The following is a 16,272-nucleotide window of genomic DNA, read 5'->3' as shown; positions in this document are numbered from 1 at the left end:
CTCTCAGCGCAGGAGGTCGAGCAGCTCGCCGACGACCTCGCGCAGCGTGGTGAACAGGATGGAGGCGATGACGCCGAGGACGACCAGGATGCCGACGACCGTGCTGCCCGTGCCCTTCGCCAGGGCCTCGGCGGGCTGGGCGGGGGCGGCGGGCCCGCGCTGGGCGCGCAGGCCGGGGACCTGCCTGCGCGGGGGCGCGGGGTGCTGGAGCTGCGGGTGCGGGACCTGCGGGTACGGCGCCGTCGGGTGCGGGACAGGCGGGTACGAGGCAGGCGGATACGGGACAGGCGGGTGCGGGACGGCCGGGCGCGGGGCCTGCGGCGCCCGCTGACCGGTCCTGGCGCGACCGGCCTGCGGACGCCCGCCCGCCCCGGTCGGGCGCGCCGCCCGCTGGGGCGTCACGGCAGCGGGAGGCGCGAGCGGCGCGGCGGCCCGGACCTCGGCGGCCCGGACCTCGGGCGCGGGCAGCGCCCAGGGCAGCTCGCCGGTGACCAGCCCGGCGAGCGGGTCGGGGAACGCGGCGGGCGGCGGCGGGGCCTGCGTGCCGTCCGGTCCGAACAGCCCGCCGTCCACGCCCGCCGCTCCTGCCACGGTCCTCAGCCCTTCGACTTCGCCGGGGTCTTCTTCGCGGCGGGCTTCTTCGCCGCGGGCTTCGCGGCGGCCTTCGTCGTCCTGGCCGCCGGCTTCTTCTTCGTGCTCGGCCCCTTGGCCCGCTTCTCCGCCAGCAGCTCGGAGCCCCGCTCGTCGGACAGCGTCTCCACGTTGTCCGACTTGCGCAGCGAGGCGTTGGTCTCGCCGTCGGTGACGTACGGGCCGAAGCGGCCCTCCTTGACCACCATCGGCTTGCCGGACACCGGGTCGTTGCCCAGCTCCTTGAGCGGCGGGGCCGCCGCGGCGCGACCGCGCTTCTTGGGCTCGGCGTAGATCTTCAGCGCCTCGTCCAGGGTCACCGTGAACAGCTGGTCCTCGCTGGTCAGCGACCGCGAGTCGGTGCCGCGCTTGAGGTACGGCCCGTACCGGCCGTTCTGCGCGGTGATCTCCGCGCCGGACTCCGGGTCGGCGCCGACCACGCGCGGCAGGGACAGCAGCCGCAGCGCGTCCTCCAGCGTCACGGTGTCCAGCGACATCGACTTGAACAGCGAGCTGGTGCGAGGCTTCCCGGCCTTCTTGCCCTCGGCGGGCTCGGGCAGCACCTCGGTGACGTACGGCCCGAAGCGGCCCTCCTTGGCCACGATCTCGTGCCCGGTCGCCGGGTCGTTGCCCAGCGAGCGGCCCTCCTGCGGGGTCGCGAACAGCTTCTCCGCGATCTCCAGGCTCAGCTCGTCCGGCGGCAGGTCGTCGGGCAGGTTCGCCCGCTGCGACGCGCCGTCGACCTCGCGCTCCAGGTACGGCCCGTACCGGCCGACCCGGACCACGACGGTGTGCCCGCCCTCGTCGCTGAACAGCGGGATCGAGTTGATCTCGCGGGCGTCGATCTCCTCGACGCTGGAGCCGACCAGCTTCTTGAGCCCGCCGGAGCGGCCGATCGAGGACTCGGGGCCGACGTCGCCGCCGAAGTAGAAGCCGGACAGCCAGGTGGTGCGCTCCTGGCGGCCCTCGGCGATGCCGTCGAGCTCGTCCTCCAGCGCGGCGGTGAAGTCGTAGTCGACCAGCCTGCCGAAGTGCTGCTCCAGCAGCCCGACCACCGCGAACGCCACCCAGGAGGGCACCAGCGCGGAGCCCTTCTTCCACACGTAGCCGCGGTCCTGGATGGTGCTGATGATCGACGCGTAGGTGGACGGGCGGCCGATGCCCAGGTCCTCCATGGTCTTGATCAGGCTGGGCTCGGTGAAGCGCGGCGGCGGCGAGGTCGAGTGGCCGTCGGCGGACAGCTCGGCGGCGCTCACCGGCTGCTCGGCGACCAGCTGCGGCAGCCGGGACTCGGCGTCGTCGGCGTTGCCGCCCGCCTCCGAGTCGACCGTCTCCACGTACGCCTTGAGGAAGCCCGCGAACGTGATCGTGCGGCCGGAGGAGGCGAACAGCACGTCCTCGCCGCCGCCCGTGCGGCCCGCGACGCGCACGCTCGTGGTGTTGCCGCGCGCGTCGGCCATCTGGGAGGCGATGGTGCGCTGCCAGATCAGCTCGTAGAGCTTGTACTCGTCGGAGTCCAGCTCGCGGGCCACCTGGCCGGGGGTGCGGAAGACCTCGCCCGCCGGGCGGATGGCCTCGTGCGCCTCCTGGGCGTTCTTGACCTTGCGGGTGTACTGCCGGGGCTCCTTGGCCACGTACTGCGCGCCGTACAGGTCGGTGGCCTGGGCGCGGGCCGCGGTGATGGCGGTCTCCGACAGCGCGGTGCTGTCGGTTCGCATGTAGGTGATGTAGCCGTTCTCGTACAGCTTCTGCGCGGCCCGCATCGTGCGGTCGGCGGAGAAGCGCAGCTTGCGGCCCGCCTCCTGCTGGATCGTGGAGGTCATGAACGGCGGGTACGGCTTGCGCGTGTAGGGCTTCTCCTCGACGGAGGCCACGCGCATGGCCGCGCCGGTCAGGCCCTCGGCGATGGCGCGGGCGTGCGCCTCGTCCAGCACCTTGACCTCGACGCCGTCCTTGAGGCGGCCGTCCGAGCCGAAGTCGCGGCCGGTGGCGAGCCTGGTGCCGTCGACGGAGACGAGCCTGCCCGCGAACTGGCGCGGGGTGGCCTCGGCGCCCGCGTCGATGGTCGCCGAGACGTCCCAGAACGAGGCGGTCACGAACTTCATCCGCTCGCGCTCGCGCTCGACCACGATGCGGGTGGCCACCGACTGGACGCGGCCCGCCGACAGCTTCGGCATGACCTTCTTCCACAGCACGGGGCTGACCTCGTAGCCGTAGAGGCGGTCCAGGATGCGGCGGGTCTCCTGCGCGTCGACCAGGCTCAGGTCCAGGTCGCGCGGGCTGGCGGCGGCGGCGAGGATCGCGGGCTCGGTGATCTCGTGGAACACCATGCGGCGCACCGGGACCGAGGGCTTGAGGGTCTCCAGCAGGTGCCAGGCGATCGCCTCGCCCTCGCGGTCGCCGTCCGTCGCGAGGTAGAGCTCGTCGACGCCCTTGAGCAGCTCCTTGAGCTCGGCGACGGTCGACTTCTTGTCCGGGGTGACGATGTAGAGCGGCTCGAAGTCGTGGTCGACGTCCACGCCGAGCCGCGCCCAGGGCTGCCCCTTGTACTTGGCGGGCACGTCGGCCGCGCCGCGCGGCAGGTCCCGGATGTGCCCCTTGGACGACTCCACGACGAAGCCGTTGCCGAGGTAGGACGCGATCTTGCGCGCCTTGGTGGGCGACTCGACGATCACCAACCGCCGGTTGCCGCCCGCACTTCCCCCGGTGCTCTTCCTCGTCCGCGTCGATCCAGCCACGCCGTCCTGCTCTCTTCGACCACTGTGTTCCCGACCCGCCAGTGTGCACTGCCCGGCGACCGCCGCAGGGCTGCCCTGGTCGGGACAGGGTGACACAACTGTGCCTGAACTTCCCCCAGGACGAGCCGCTAAGCGGCGGGCCAGGTGCGGTCCCCGACCCCGGTCGGAGCACGTCCGACCAGCTCGGAGAGCCGTTCCAACCGCCTTCGGCCGGTCACCCGCAAAGCCGGTCCGCCCGACTTCGGGGTGAGCAGCGCGGCGGGCAGCCCGGCCGAGGCGAGCGCCGCGCGGAGCGGTTCGTGGGTGTCCGGCGCGTCCGGGTCGAGGCCGAGCAGGTAGCCCGGTTCGACCCAGCGGCCCGAGGTGAGCGCCCACAGCCGCAGCACGCCGCCGTGGGGGGTGAACCCGCGCGGGACGACCTTGGCGCCCGCGAGCAGCCAGTGCGCGGCGAGCGGGGCGAGGTCGGTCCGGAAAGGGGTCCTGACCTGCACCGGGGGCTGGGCTCCCGGCTCCTGCCCGTCCGCTGGCGGCTCGGGGTCGCCGACCGGTTCGGGCGCGCCGGACTCGGCCTGGACGCCGCGCTCGGCGAGGGCCGCGACGAGCGCGGGCCCGCGCCAGGGGTCGGCGAGGACGGCGGTGAGGCGGGCGGCCCGCCCCCTGGCGAAGCCGAGCACCCGGCCCGGCCCGCAGAGCAGGCCGGCCAGGTCGTCGACGCCCGGTCGCCGCGCCTCGGCCGAGTAGAAGGACAGCTGTTGCCCCACGACCCGGCAGCGTAGAACAGGCGTTCGACGCCGGCCAGTCTCCCGCGCGGGCGGGGCGGTTCCACGAACCGCCCCGATCTCACTCTTTCGTGTGAAATTCGACCCGCTGACGCCCGTGTGGGCGCCGGGTCACTTCCCCGCGATCGCGGACATCTGCTTGACGACGTCCACGCACTCGGGGGTCCGCTTCAGCACCTCGTTGAGCTCGGGCTTGCTCTTGCCGACCTCCTGCAGGGGCGCGACCAGCGTCTCGGCGGCGCCGCCCTCGGACAGCTTGTCCAGCTCGGCCTCGAAGGTGGGGCTGGTCGGGTCGAGCGCCTTGACCTTCTCCACCGCCGCGGCGGCCTCGTCGCCGGAGGTCTTCAGCAGGGTGATGAACTTCTGGTGGAACTCCTCGCCGACGACGGCGGGCGCGCCGATCCCCTCCAGCTGCTTCGCGGCGTCGAGGCTCTCCTTCGCGCCGTCCTCCATGAACTCGACCAGCAGGTCCTTCTGCATGGCCTGCATGTCGGCCTCGCTCACGTTCTCGCCCGCCTCCGCGGCCTGCGCGAACATCTTCTGCATCAGCTCGACGGCGGCCTTGGCCCGGCTGCCGAGGGTGGTGCAGAAGGAGGCGGCCCAGCGCGCCTCGCGCTCGCCGTCGTCGACCTGCGCGGAGGCCGGGGCCGCAGACGCGGCAGCGGGGCTGCTCGCGGGGGCGGCGCCGTCGGTGTTCGTGTCGCAGGCGGCGAGCGCGAGGGTCGCGGAGAGCAGCACAGACGTGACAGACAGGTGACGCTTCACTAGCTAGTACCCCCAGAAGAGTTAAAAATCTTCCCGGAAGGTACATAGCGGGTCTGACAAAGATCGACTGAGTTATCGCAGCGCGCCCCAAGTTCGTCCGTTCGGGGGAAATGGGGCACGAGACGGCTCGACAGCGGCGGCTCAGCCGCTCCCCGGCATCTGGCCGAGCTTGGACTCCATCTCCTGGCACGACTCGGCCGTGGCGAAGGCGAGGTCCAGCTCTGGGTCTTTCTCGGCGTTCTCCAGGTGCTTGAGCAGCACGTCGGACCCGCCCTGGCCCTGGTCGAGCGCGCCCATCTGCTCCACGAAGGCCGGGTCGGTGACGGCCAGCCCCCGCATCTTCTTCGCCGCGGCGCCGGACTCCGCGCCCACGCCCTCCAGGAACTTGACCATCTCCGCGTGCAGCGCGGCGGAGCTCGCGGTGGGCGCGCCCAGCTCGTTCAGCCTCTTCAGCGAGCCGGACATCGCGGTCCCGGTGCCCGCGAGGTAGTCCAGCACCGCGCTCCGGTAGCCGTCGAGGTTGCCCTTCTCCATCTCGGAGCTGACGTCCTCGAGCATCACGAGGCTGCGGTCGACCATGCCGGTGAAGGTGGCGCAGAGCTCTCCCGCCCAGCTGACGGCCTTCGCGTTGTCACCGCCGCCCGCCTTGGCGCTCGCCGAGGTCGGGACGGCCGAGGCGGACCCCGAGGGCGCGGGGGACGCGGAGGACGAGGTCGCCGGGGCGTCGCCCGCGGGCGAGGCCGTGCCCGCGGTGCCGGACGAGCACGCGGAGAGCACCGCGGCGGAGGCCAGCGCGGCGCCGACCAGGGAAACGCGGAACTTCATGGAAAAGATACCCCCAAGCGAGTGAAAACCTCCCCCGCGAAAAGGTACAGATCATTTTCCACTTGGTCCAGAGATCATTTTGCTGGCGAATTCGATCTTTTGAGGGGTTCGCGCCGGGATGGCGCTCAGCCGCCGATCTGCCGCTGGATCTCGACGCACTTCGGCGCGGTGTTCATGGCCTGCTCCAGCTCGGGGACGCCGGAGACCTTCTCGCCGTGCGCGAGCAGCGCGCTCGCGGCCTCCAGGCCACCGGCCTGGGACACCGCCTGCGCGAAGTCGGGGTCGTGGGGGTCGAGCGCCGCGACCTGCTGCTTCGCCTGCCCGAGCTGGCCGTTGACCCGGCCGAGCACCTCGATGATCTCGCCGTGCAGCTCCTCGGCCCCGGAGAGCGGGACGCCGACCTTCCCCAGCTCGCCCTCGGCGGCCTTGAAGTCCGTCTGCAACCCGGAGACGAGTTCCGTGAAAGCCGCCAATTGCGCCTTGTTGCGCTCCGCCACGTCGGTCGTGGTCGGCAGCTGGACGTGCTTCTCCTGGTACGCCTTGAGGCCGAGCGCGTAACCGCCGACCAGTCCGCAATAGGCCTCCACCCACGCGGTGACCTTGTCGCCCGAGGGCGCGGCGGCGGCCGAGGACGAGGCGGACGCCGAGGCCCCGGAGGACGAGGTCCCCGAGGACGGGGACGCGGCCGGGTCGGTGGGGCCGGACGAGCAGGCGGACAGCGCGACGGCGGCGACGAGCAGCGCCCCGACGGCGGAGTGGTGCTTCACGGTGTGTACCCCCGGACGAGTGAGGTGATCTCGCACAAGGTAGCGAGCCTCCCGACCGCCGACCAGGCTGCGCCGACCGGCGCACCCGGTCGGCCGCGCCCCCTGTCCCGAACGCCCCTCACCCCTCCAGCACCGAGGCGCGCTCCGCAGGCGCCCGGTCCACGGCCGCGCGGTCCGGGGGCGTGGGCTTGAGCACCGGGTCGTCGGCCAGCTCGAAGACCGGCGTGCTGCCCGTCATCCCCGACCTGGGGAACCCACCCGTCAGCTCACGAGGTCGACGGCGGAACGGAGGACTCGACCGCGGGCGCGCCCGCGGTCGCGGAGGGCGACGGGGTGGCGGTGCGCAGCGCCTGGCACTTCGGGGCCTTGCGCGCGGCGGCGGCCAGCTCCGGCGTGGACTCGACCTCCTTCAGCGGCACGCTGAAGTCCGCGAGCTTGGCGAGCGCGTCCCTGGCGGGCGCGAGGCCGCCGTACTGGTCGTTCGCGTCGGCCTGCTCCACGGCGGACTTGGCGTCGGTGAACACCGTGGCCATCTCGCTGAAGGTGGCCGCCATCTTCTCCACGACCTGGTCCCCGCCCGCGACCGGCGACTCGCCGACGGCCCGCAGCTCGGTCGCGCTCCTGGTGAACGCCTCGCCGAACTGGCCCATGTAGACGGCCATCAGCTCCTTGCGCTTGCCGGGGTCGGTGACGTCCGCGCCCGGCGGGGTCTTCTGCACGGTGGCGAACGCCGAGGTCGCCGAGCACACCTTGTCCAGGTAGTCGGCGGCCAGCTGCTCCGGCGAGGCCGAGGTGGACGTGCTGCTCGTGGTCGGCGTCGGCTCGGAGTCCTGCCCGGTGCAGCCCGCGAGCAGGCACGCGGAGAGCGCCGAGGCGGCGACGGCGGTGACGAGGCGGGCTCTCATGTCGGCCTCCTGGGTAGGCGGGTGGTCGGTGCTCGCCCCCATTCCACCGAACGCCCCCGAGGGGGAGCACCACGGGGTGGTGCTCCCCCCTGCCGATCGGGCCTTTCCTGGCGGCTCCGACTAGGCGGTGCCGCCGGTGGCGCGCGCCTGGACGGGGTCGGTGACGGTCGCCTGCGCGGGCACGCTGGGCGAGCCCGACGGCGGGTCGGCGGGCTCGTCGCCGATGACCGTGCCGCGCCGCTTGGACACCACGACCGCCGCGACCACGACGCCGACGGCGAACACCGCGATGCCGTAGCGGACGGGGGCCGAGGCGTCCGCGCCGACCGAGAACGTCACGACGGCGGGCGCGATCAGCACCGAGACCAGGTTCATCACCTTGATCAGCGGGTTGATCGCGGGACCGGCGGTGTCCTTGAACGGGTCGCCGACGGTGTCGCCGATGACCGTGGCGGCGTGCGCGTCGGAGCCCTTGCCGCCGTGGTGGCCGTCCTCGACGAGCTTCTTGGCGTTGTCCCAGGCGCCACCGGAGTTGGCCAGGAACACCGCCATCAGCGTGCCGGTGGCGATCGCGCCCGCCAGGTAGCCCGCGAGCGGCCCGACACCGAGGCCGAAGCCGACCGCGATGGGGGCCATCACCGCGAGCAGGCCGGGCGTGGCCAGCTCGCGCAGCGAGTCCCTGGTGCAGATGTCCACGACGCGGCCGTACTCGGGCTTGGTGGTGCCGTCCATGATGCCGGGGTTGTCGCGGAACTGGCGGCGCACCTCGAACACGATGGCGCCCGCCGCGCGGGTCACCGCGTTGACCGCGAGGCCGGAGAACATGAACACCACGGCCGCGCCGATCACCAGTCCGACCAGGACGTTGGGCGTGAACGCCACGAAGTCCTGCGCCTCGAACACGCCGCCGACCTCGACGAGCGCCTTCTCGATGGCGTCCTTGTAGGACCCGAACAGGGCAGCCGCGGCGAGCACCGCAGTGGCGATCGCGATGCCCTTGGTGATGGCCTTGGTGGTGTTGCCGACCGCGTCCAGCTCGGTGAGGACCTGAGCGCCCTCGCCGTCGACGTCGCCGGACATCTCGGCGATGCCCTGGGCGTTGTCGGAGACCGGGCCGAACGTGTCCATGGCGACGATGACGCCGACCGTGGTCAGCAGGCCGCAGCCGGCGAGCGCGACCGCGAACAGCGCCACGATCACCGAGCCGGACAGCAGGAACGCGCCGTACACGGCCCCGCCGATCACCAGCGCGGTGTACACGGCGGACTCGAAGCCGAGCGAGATGCCGGACAGGATCACGGTGGCCGCGCCGGTCAGCGAGGTGCGGCCGACCTCCTGGACGGGCTTGTGCTCGGTGCCGGTGTAGTAGCCCGTCAGCCACAGGATGACGCCCGCGAGCACGATGCCGATGAGGACGGCGGCGGCGGCGATCACGGCCGGGTTGCCCTCGGTGGCGGCGATCTCCGCGCTGACGCCGCCCAGCTCGGCGAACGTGCCGGGCAGGAACGCGAACGCGGCGGCCGTGCACAGCACCGCCGAGATGACCGCCGAGATGTAGAACGAGCGGTTGATCGCCGACAGGCCGCTCTCACCCGGCCGGGCGCCGGTGATGTACACGCCGATGACCGCCGTGACCACGCCGATGGCGGGCACGATCAGCGGGAACAGCAGACCCTGCGAGCCGAACGCCGCCGTGCCGAGGATCAGCGAGGCGACGAGGGTGACCGCGTAGGACTCGAACAGGTCGGCGGCCATGCCCGCGCAGTCGCCCACGTTGTCGCCGACGTTGTCGGCGATGGTGGCGGCGTTGCGCGGGTCGTCCTCCGGGATGTTCTGCTCGACCTTGCCGACCAGGTCGGCCCCGACGTCGGCGGCCTTGGTGAAGATGCCGCCGCCGACCCGCATGAACATGGCCAGCAGCGCGGCGCCGAACCCGAAGCCCTCCAGGACCCTCGGGGCCTGGCCCGCGTAGACCAGCACGACGACCGCGGCGCCGAACAGGCCGAGGCCGACGGTGAACATGCCGACCACGCCGCCGGTGCGGAACGCCACCCGCATGGCCTTCTCGCGCCCGCTCTGACCGGCCTGGGCCGCCGCCGCCACGCGCACGTTCGCGCGCGTGGACAGCCACATGCCCAGGTAGCCGATGGTCGCCGAGAACACGGCGCCCACGATGAAGAACAGCGACCTGCCGATCCGCTCGCCGGTGTCCTCGGCCGGGAGCAGGAACAGCAGGGCGAAGACCACGACGACGAAGATGCCGAGGGTCCGGAACTGCCGGTTGAGGTAGGCAGAAGCGCCTTCCTGGACCGCCTTGGCGATGTCCTGCATCTTGGCGGTGCCCTGGCCCGCGGCCAGCACCTCCTTGAGCAGGACAGCTCCGACTACGAGAGCGGCCAGGGCGACCACGGCGACCGCGGCCACGAGGCCGCGATCACCTCCGGAGAGCTCTATGCCCTCCGCGAGGAATTGCCGGGACATCCGTCCTCCTGGTTGAGTGATGAGCCCAACGAAGGTGCCTCGACGACCGCTTCGGCACGGGCCGCCTACACCCGGTCTGTCCCGACGCGACGTGATCCATCCCTCATTGGATGCGATAGCGGCGGAGTCTATTCACCTCCGGGCCGGGGGCGACAGTGCGTCTCAATCCGTGCACGCACCGTTATCAACGCAGGAAGCCGCCGTGATCGTGGACCGGTGTGCTTAGCTGCCGCCTGTGGCGAACCAGGGACGTCGACTGCTGGACCGGGTGCTCGCCGGGGTTCCGCTCGGCGAGGCCCCGCTGACGCACGCCGAGGAGCTGCCCGGCCAGGACGCGCGGGAGGTCCCGTGGCCGTCCTGGGCGGCCCCCGAGGTGGTGTCCGCGCTGGTGGAGCGGGGTGTGCCCGCGCCGTGGTCGCACCAGGCGCAGGCGGCGGAGCTGGCGTGGTCGGGGCGGGACGTGGTGGTGGCGACCGGCACCGCGTCGGGCAAGTCGCTGGCCTACCAGCTGCCGGTGCTGAGCGCGCTCGTGGCGGAGGGGCGGGCAACTGCTCTGTACCTGTCGCCGACGAAGGCGCTGGGGGCGGACCAGATCCGCGCGGTGGAGGAGCTGGCGGTTCCGGGCGTGCGGGCGGCCTCGTTCGACGGGGACACCGCGATGGACGAGCGGGACTGGGTGCGGGCGCACGCGAACTGGGTGTTCAGCAACCCGGACATGCTGCACCGGGGCGTGCTGCCGAACCACGCGCGGTGGATCCGGTTCTTCCGCGGGCTCGCGTACGTGGTGGTGGACGAGTGCCACGCGTACCGGGGCGTGTTCGGCTCGCACGTGGCGCTGCTGCTGCGGCGGTTGCGGCGGGTGGCGCGGCGGTACGGGGCGGACCCGGTGTTCGTGCTGGCGTCGGCGACCGTGGCCGAGCCCGCGGCGTCCGCGGAGCGGCTGGTGGGGAAGCCGTGCGCGGCGGTGGTGGAGGACGGGTCGCCGCGCGCGGGGCGGGTGGTGGCGCTGTGGGAGCCGCCGCTGCTGTCCGAGCTGGAGGGTGAGAACGGCGCGCCGGTGCGGCGGTCGGCGGGCGCGGAGACGGCGCGCATCCTGGCGGACCTGGTGGTCGAGGGGGCGCGGTCGCTGGCGTTCGTGCGGTCGCGGGTCGGGGCGGAGCTGACCGCGATGGGCGCGCGGCGGGTGCTGGCCGAGGTGGACCCCGAGCTGCCGGGGCGGGTCGCCGCGTACCGGGGCGGGTACCTGCCGGAGGAGCGGCGGGCGCTGGAGAGGGCGCTGGCGAGCGGGGACCTGCTCGGGGTGGCGACGACGAACGCGCTGGAGCTGGGCGTGGACATCGCCGGGCTGGACGCGGTGGTGGTGGCCGGGTTCCCCGGCACGCTGGCGTCGTTCTGGCAGCAGGCGGGGCGCGCGGGCCGGTCGGGCGGGGACTCGCTGGTGGTGTTCGTGGCGCGGGACGACCCGCTGGACACGTACCTGGCGCACCACCCGGAGGCGGTGCTGCGGCGGCCGGTGGAGGCGACCGTGCTGGACCCGTCGAACCCGTACGTGCTGGCCCCGCACCTGGCGTGCGCGGCGGCGGAGCTGCCGCTGACCGAGGAGTGCCTGGCGGGGTTCGGGGAGGGCGCGCGCGAGGTGGTGGACGGGCTGGTCGCGGACCGGGTGCTGCGGCGGCGGCCCAACGGCGGCTGGTACTGGACGGCGCGGGAGCGCCCGCAGGGGCAGGTGGACATCCGGGGGTCGGGCGGCGAGCAGGTCGTGGTCGTGGAGGGCGACACCGGGCGGGTGCTCGGCACGGTCGACCCGGCGGCGGCGCACTGGACGGTGCACGAGGGCGCGGTGTACCTGCACCAGGGCGAGTCGTACGTGGTGGACTCGCTGGACCTGGAGGCCGGGATCGCGCTGGTGCGTGCGGAGCGCCCGGACTGGAGCACGACGGCGCGGGACACCAAGGACATCGTGGTGGTGCGGGTCGAGCAGGAGCGGCGGTTCGCCGGCGTGCGGGTGTGCCTGGGCGAGGTGGAGGTGACCTCGCAGGTGGTGTCGTACCTGCGGAAGCTGCCGTCCGGCCAGGTGGTCGACCAGGTGCCGCTGGACCTGCCCGCGCAGGTGCTGCGCACGCGGGCGGTCTGGTACGCGGTGGACGATTCGTTGCTGGGCAGCGCGCCGGGAGGCGCCGGTCTGGCTCCGGCGACCGTCCCCGGCGCGCTGCACGCCGCCGAGCACGCGGCGATCGGCCTGCTACCGCTCTTCGCGACCTGCGACCGGTGGGACATCGGCGGGGTGTCGACCGCGCTGCACCAGGACACCGGGGAGGCGACGGTGTTCGTGCACGACGGTCATCCGGGTGGAGCCGGATTCGCCGACCGCGGTTTCGCCGCGGTGGTCCCGTGGTTGGCCGCGGCGCGGGAGGCCATCTCCTCGTGCGCGTGCCCTGCGGGGTGCCCGTCCTGCGTGCAGTCGCCGAAGTGCGGCAACGGCAACGATCCGCTGGACAAGGCAGGTGGCGCGGCCGTGCTGGACGTCGTCCTCAGAGCGGTGGAGAACCCACCCTCCGACGCCCAGCCCGACCGGCTGGGTGGTTCTGGTGGAGCTGGTGGTTCTGGAGCTGGTGGATCTGGTTCTGGTCTGGCAGGTGAAGCCGGCACTGCGCGTTGAACCGCCGACGCCATGGCACTGGCGTAGCGGGTGGAGCCGACCTCACGGGTGGAACTGGCCATGCGGGTGGGTGTGCTTCCTGCGGGTGAAACTGGTCCTGCGGGTGGCGCTGGTCTGGCCAGTGGTGCTGGCGACGCCATGGCACTGGCGCAACCGTGCTGCGGTTCTCCTGCTTCACCGCCGCCGGGCTCCCCCGGCGACGGCGCGAGCACCTCGGGGGTACCGGTCCCCTCGGTGCCGCGTCAGTGGTGGCGCGGACCGCCTCCGGCGGCCCAGCCAGGTCGCGTCCCTGATCCCGTTCCCGTTCCCCGCGGCAGCCGGGCTCAGTTCCCGGCCAGCCATCAGGACCCGGTTCCCGTCGCCCCTCAGGACTCGAGAGCGACGAGCCCGTCGTGGCGCACGGCCAGGGCGGAGCCGATGGCGTCGAGCACGGTGCCGGGCTCGGGGAGCTGCCACCCGCACACCTGCGGCTTGACCCGCCAGTGCACGACCCCGTGCCGCGCGGGCGAGGGCGGGAGCGTGATGTGCTCGCCGCGCGTCCGGTGGACGACGCCGCGCGCGGCGAGGTCCTCCCGGACCACACCGCCGGACCGCACCAGGAACATCCACCGCCCGTCCGGAGTGGCCACGATCGGCGCGGGAGCACCGGCGGTGCGCAGCGCGACGGCGGCCCGCTTGCCCAGCTCGGCGTTCACCTCGACGGCGTCCACGCCGTGCCCGGTGGCGAGCAGGATCGTGTAGGACCCGCCGGTCCACCAGGTGGCGACCTGCTCGGGCAGCGTGCCGATCCGCTCGCGCCAGTCGGCGTGCACCGGAACGGGCCCGCTCGCCTCGACCTGGTCGCGCCCGAGCCAGCCGTCACCCGAGGGGTAGGTACCGGGGAGCACCGGCCAGCCGTGCCACGCGAGGTTGACCGCCTCCGCGCGCAGCTCGATGCGGAACGCTCCGCGCCAGCTCTCCGACCACTCCATCTTGGGTTCGCCTCCTCGAAAACCGCGACTCTGCGTCGGGGCGGTGTGACGCGACACCGTCCGGTGCCGCCACTTGAACTAACGGCACGACCCACCCCCTCGGTAACCCGCGAGTCGACAACTGGTCGCTCGGGCACGGCGAGCGCCAAGACCGACTTCGCCGCGCTGAACGCCGCACACCCCCACCACCCCCGCGCAAACCCCCGAATCCCGAAACTGTGAACCCGCTCACCGTGGCGAGACGACCGCTCGTCGCGCCAAGACCCGAGAAGTGACCACGAGAACGGTGCAGCAGGCGACCAGCACAACGAATCCGCACCAAGGCGGACAAGGCACGAGCGAGGCCCGACCACCCCCATCCCGGTCACGGTCAGGGCCCAGCTCGGGCGCGCCCGACGGGCGTGCCGAACAGGTTGGCGGGCCCGGACACCGAAACAGCCACCTCCCACTCACGCACCGAACACCGCTCCAGCACCGCCCCCATCTCCCGAACAACCCGCTCAGCCCACCCACAAGCCACGCCGTCCCCCTCCAGCAACCGCCCGGCTGCGGCAAGCGCAGCGAGATCAGCAGCCGCGACCACCCGGTGTCGCACCACGACCGCCGCACCGAACTGCACGCCGAGCACGGCCAACGACACCAGCACCACCACCAGCACCGCGCCCAGCACCGAGGCCGACCCCCGGTCCCCAAGACGCATTCGCACTCACCCCTCAACGGATCGTTCGCGGACAAGAGGAAAACGTTTGCCCCTCCCGGCACTCCGGCACTCCGGCGGTGGCCGCCCCTTTGGGGGCCACCGCCGGGAGGCGCGTGTCGATCAGCGCTAGCCATCCGGCGGGATGCCGTCCGGTGGGTCGTGGTCATCCGTTGGCGCGTAGGCGCCCGGCGACCAGTTGGCCGCTCCCACGTCCGCGGTCTCCAAGACCGCGTAAGCGCGAGCCTTGATCCACGACACGGCCACCTCCACGGTCGCCGCGTCGGGCCCCCTGGTCACGGTCAACGTCGCGTTCTTCGGGGCGATGCGACCGACCGCTGCCCGCGCCTCGGACTCCGGGTCCCCCCTGGCGATGAGGCGGGCGGCTTCCCGCGCGGCGTCGGTGCAGCGCAGGTGGTCGACCACGGTCAGCACGCCCTCCGCGCAGCAGGCCAGCACCAGGAGCGCGGTGAGCATCGTCAGCGCCAGCTCGACGGTCACCGAGCCCCGGTCGTCCAGGGCCACCCGGTTCAGGCGGGTTCTCATGTCGCCCCCGCCAGTGCTCGGTCCAGGATCGTCTTCAGGGCGTTCGCGGCCCAGCCCTGGGAGATCACGACGTACAGGACGCCCGCGAAAGCCGCCGCGCACAGGGCGCAGAAGGCGTACTCCAGCGTGGCCACACCTCGGTCATCCAGCACTTCATCCTCCATTGTGGACGGTCAGCGGTTCAATCCGGAGGCGATGCCGATCAGGACCGGCGCCACCCCCAGGCACAGGAACGCGGGCAGGAAGCACAGGGACAGCGGGCCGGCCACCAGGACCGCCGCCCGCTGGGCCCTGCTCTCCGCGTCGTCGGCGGCGCTCGCCCGGAGCCGCGCCGCCAGGTCGGCCACCTGGTCAGCCAGCGCCGCACCCGAACGGGCGGTTCTCCTCGCCGACCTGGCGAGCGGCGCGGTGGCCGGGTGGTCCAGGGCCGGGTCCCAGGCCGTCGCCGGGTCCGCGCCCAGTGCCAGCAGGTCGCGGACCTGCCCGAGGCGCTCCGCCGGACCCGGCGGGGTTCCCGGCAGGACGGCGTGCAGCGCGCTCGGCACCGGGAGACCCGAGCGCAGCGCCGCCGCGAACAGGTCCCAGGTCTCGGCCAGCGCCAGCGGATCCGGTGGGGATCGCTTGGCACGCCGGGGTTTCGCGATCGGCTGGACGGGTGGGCGCAGGCGGGCGCACGGGGAGCGCCCGCCCGGCAGGATCAGCACGGCCAGCGCCAGCAGCAGGAAGCTCATGCGGCGCTCCCGGTCAGACCGGCGCTCCAGCGCAGACCCACCACCAGGAGCAGCACGCCCACCAGCAGGAGCGCTTGTCCCGGCAGGGTGTCGCGCAGGATCGACAGCGGGGACGTGCCGGACAGCTGCCCCAGCAGGACCCCGAGCACCGGCAGCGCGGCCAGCACCGCGGCGCTCGTCCTCGGACCGGCCATCCGGGCGTGGACGGTCCGGGTGAAGGCGGTCCTGCGCTCCAGGTCCGCGCGGGCGGTGTCGAGCACCTCGGCCAGCGGCACGCCGTGGTGGTCCGCGAGGCGCCACGCCCTGGCCAGGCGGGCGGCCGGGGTGCCCGCCAGCGCGGACACCACGTCGCCTCCCCTGGAGGTGGACGTCGCTATCGCGGTCAGCACGGTCGCCGCGGGCTCCGCCGCGTCCCGGGCCGCCGCCAGCGCCGCACCCGCCGGGTGGGCGCCGGTGCGCAGTTCGGTGGTGAACGAGCGCAGGCCCTCCGCCAGCGCGTCGGCCGCCAGCAGGTCAGCCCGGTGAGCGGCTCGGACGCGGTGCGCGCGCCACAGGACAGCGGCCAGCACCGCGCCCGACACCGCACCCGCCGGGCCCAGGAGCAGGCCCAGCAGCGCGCCCGCGCCCACGACCAGCGGTGTGGTCGGGCGGAAGGTGACGCGGGGTTTCCGCTTGCCGCGCAAGGCTTCCAGGCGTCCTCGGGCGGTGGACGGCAGGAGCAGCACGGCCGCCGCGAACAGCAGCAGGCTCATGTCGACACCCGCGAACGTCGGACCGG

15 protein-coding genes are annotated in these 16,272 nt (G+C 73.3%); 1 reads left to right on the top strand and 14 read right to left on the bottom strand.

Annotated features, from left to right (window positions below):
- Positions 1 to 3: 3 nt before the first annotated feature.
- From AMIR_RS01485 to AMIR_RS01450, 8 genes are all read right to left on the bottom strand, one after another.
- Entirely contained in the window at positions 4 to 591 is a 588-nt protein-coding gene (locus tag AMIR_RS01485) for a hypothetical protein (protein WP_143760614.1), read from the bottom strand.
- Between the two features lie 5 nt (positions 592 to 596).
- Positions 597 to 3,368: a type I DNA topoisomerase gene (topA, locus tag AMIR_RS01480; RefSeq protein WP_012782923.1), complete on the bottom strand. Its 2,772-nt coding sequence runs from the start codon at positions 3,366 to 3,368 to the stop codon at positions 597 to 599.
- 128 nt (positions 3,369 to 3,496) lie between these two features.
- Positions 3,497 to 4,129: a hypothetical protein gene (locus AMIR_RS01475; protein ID WP_012782922.1), complete on the bottom strand. Its 633-nt coding sequence runs from the start codon at positions 4,127 to 4,129 to the stop codon at positions 3,497 to 3,499.
- 129 nt (positions 4,130 to 4,258) lie between these two features.
- Complete coding sequence (locus tag AMIR_RS01470) at positions 4,259 to 4,885, bottom strand: hypothetical protein (RefSeq protein ID WP_041836513.1); 627 nt, start codon at positions 4,883 to 4,885, stop codon at positions 4,259 to 4,261.
- A gap of 168 nt (positions 4,886 to 5,053) precedes the next feature.
- Positions 5,054 to 5,737 (bottom strand): hypothetical protein, encoded by a 684-nt coding sequence (locus tag AMIR_RS39890; protein WP_012782920.1) that lies wholly within the window; start codon positions 5,735 to 5,737, stop codon positions 5,054 to 5,056.
- 125 nt (positions 5,738 to 5,862) lie between these two features.
- On the bottom strand, positions 5,863 to 6,504 hold the full coding sequence (locus tag AMIR_RS39885) for a hypothetical protein (RefSeq protein WP_012782919.1): 642 nt from the start codon (positions 6,502 to 6,504) through the stop codon (positions 5,863 to 5,865).
- A 266-nt stretch (positions 6,505 to 6,770) separates the two neighbouring features.
- Positions 6,771 to 7,409, bottom strand: coding sequence for a hypothetical protein (locus AMIR_RS01455; RefSeq protein WP_012782917.1), 639 nt, complete (start codon positions 7,407 to 7,409; stop codon positions 6,771 to 6,773).
- A 120-nt stretch (positions 7,410 to 7,529) separates the two neighbouring features.
- Positions 7,530 to 9,890 (bottom strand): sodium-translocating pyrophosphatase, encoded by a 2,361-nt coding sequence (locus tag AMIR_RS01450; protein WP_012782916.1) that lies wholly within the window; start codon positions 9,888 to 9,890, stop codon positions 7,530 to 7,532.
- Between the two features lie 235 nt (positions 9,891 to 10,125).
- Between AMIR_RS01450 and AMIR_RS01445 the strand changes: the two genes are divergently transcribed.
- Positions 10,126 to 12,549 (top strand): DEAD/DEAH box helicase, encoded by a 2,424-nt coding sequence (locus tag AMIR_RS01445; protein ID WP_012782915.1) that lies wholly within the window; start codon positions 10,126 to 10,128, stop codon positions 12,547 to 12,549.
- A gap of 365 nt (positions 12,550 to 12,914) precedes the next feature.
- On the opposite strand, the gene AMIR_RS01440 is transcribed toward AMIR_RS01445, so the two are convergent.
- The 6 genes from AMIR_RS01440 to AMIR_RS01420 form a co-directional block, all read right to left on the bottom strand.
- Complete coding sequence (locus AMIR_RS01440) at positions 12,915 to 13,520, bottom strand: bifunctional DNA primase/polymerase (RefSeq protein WP_012782914.1); 606 nt, start codon at positions 13,518 to 13,520, stop codon at positions 12,915 to 12,917.
- Positions 13,521 to 13,890: 370 nt separating this feature from the next.
- On the bottom strand, positions 13,891 to 14,220 hold the full coding sequence (locus AMIR_RS01435) for an Rv3654c family TadE-like protein (protein ID WP_012782913.1): 330 nt from the start codon (positions 14,218 to 14,220) through the stop codon (positions 13,891 to 13,893).
- Positions 14,221 to 14,346: 126 nt separating this feature from the next.
- Positions 14,347 to 14,763: a TadE family type IV pilus minor pilin gene (locus AMIR_RS01430; RefSeq protein WP_012782912.1), complete on the bottom strand. Its 417-nt coding sequence runs from the start codon at positions 14,761 to 14,763 to the stop codon at positions 14,347 to 14,349.
- Entirely contained in the window at positions 14,760 to 14,915 is a 156-nt protein-coding gene (locus AMIR_RS36625; RefSeq protein WP_012782911.1) for a DUF4244 domain-containing protein, read from the bottom strand. The genes AMIR_RS01430 and AMIR_RS36625 overlap by 4 nt, the downstream gene beginning before the upstream one ends.
- A 21-nt stretch (positions 14,916 to 14,936) precedes the next feature.
- The gene (locus AMIR_RS01425) at positions 14,937 to 15,494 is read right to left on the bottom strand and encodes a type II secretion system F family protein (RefSeq protein WP_012782910.1); all 558 of its coding nucleotides are present in this window, start codon (positions 15,492 to 15,494) and stop codon (positions 14,937 to 14,939) included.
- Positions 15,491 to 16,246: a type II secretion system F family protein gene (locus AMIR_RS01420; protein WP_012782909.1), complete on the bottom strand. Its 756-nt coding sequence runs from the start codon at positions 16,244 to 16,246 to the stop codon at positions 15,491 to 15,493. Before AMIR_RS01420 ends, AMIR_RS01425 begins: the two co-directional genes overlap by 4 nt.
- Positions 16,247 to 16,272 lie beyond the last annotated feature (26 nt).

The sequence above is a fragment of the Actinosynnema mirum DSM 43827 genome (genome assembly GCF_000023245.1).
GTDB lineage: Bacteria > Actinomycetota > Actinomycetes > Mycobacteriales > Pseudonocardiaceae > Actinosynnema > Actinosynnema mirum.
The sequence above is the reverse complement of the archived record's forward strand: the minus strand, read 5'-3'. Positions and strand labels throughout refer to the sequence as shown.

Excerpts from the sequence above, each read along its gene's own strand:
- AMIR_RS39890 (WP_012782920.1), bottom strand. The coding sequence starts at position 5,737 with ATGAAGTTCCGCGTTTCCCTGGTCGGCGCCGCGCTGGCCTCCGCCGCG.
- AMIR_RS01455 (WP_012782917.1), bottom strand. The coding sequence starts at position 7,409 with ATGAGAGCCCGCCTCGTCACCGCCGTCGCCGCCTCGGCGCTCTCCGCG.
- AMIR_RS01450 (WP_012782916.1), bottom strand. The coding sequence starts at position 9,890 with ATGTCCCGGCAATTCCTCGCGGAGGGCATAGAGCTCTCCGGAGGTGAT.
- AMIR_RS01440 (WP_012782914.1), bottom strand. The coding sequence starts at position 13,520 with ATGGAGTGGTCGGAGAGCTGGCGCGGAGCGTTCCGCATCGAGCTGCGC.
- AMIR_RS01435 (WP_012782913.1), bottom strand. The coding sequence starts at position 14,220 with ATGCGTCTTGGGGACCGGGGGTCGGCCTCGGTGCTGGGCGCGGTGCTG.
- AMIR_RS01430 (WP_012782912.1), bottom strand. The coding sequence starts at position 14,763 with ATGAGAACCCGCCTGAACCGGGTGGCCCTGGACGACCGGGGCTCGGTG.
- AMIR_RS01425 (WP_012782910.1), bottom strand. The coding sequence starts at position 15,494 with ATGAGCTTCCTGCTGCTGGCGCTGGCCGTGCTGATCCTGCCGGGCGGG.
- AMIR_RS01420 (WP_012782909.1), bottom strand. The coding sequence starts at position 16,246 with ATGAGCCTGCTGCTGTTCGCGGCGGCCGTGCTGCTCCTGCCGTCCACC.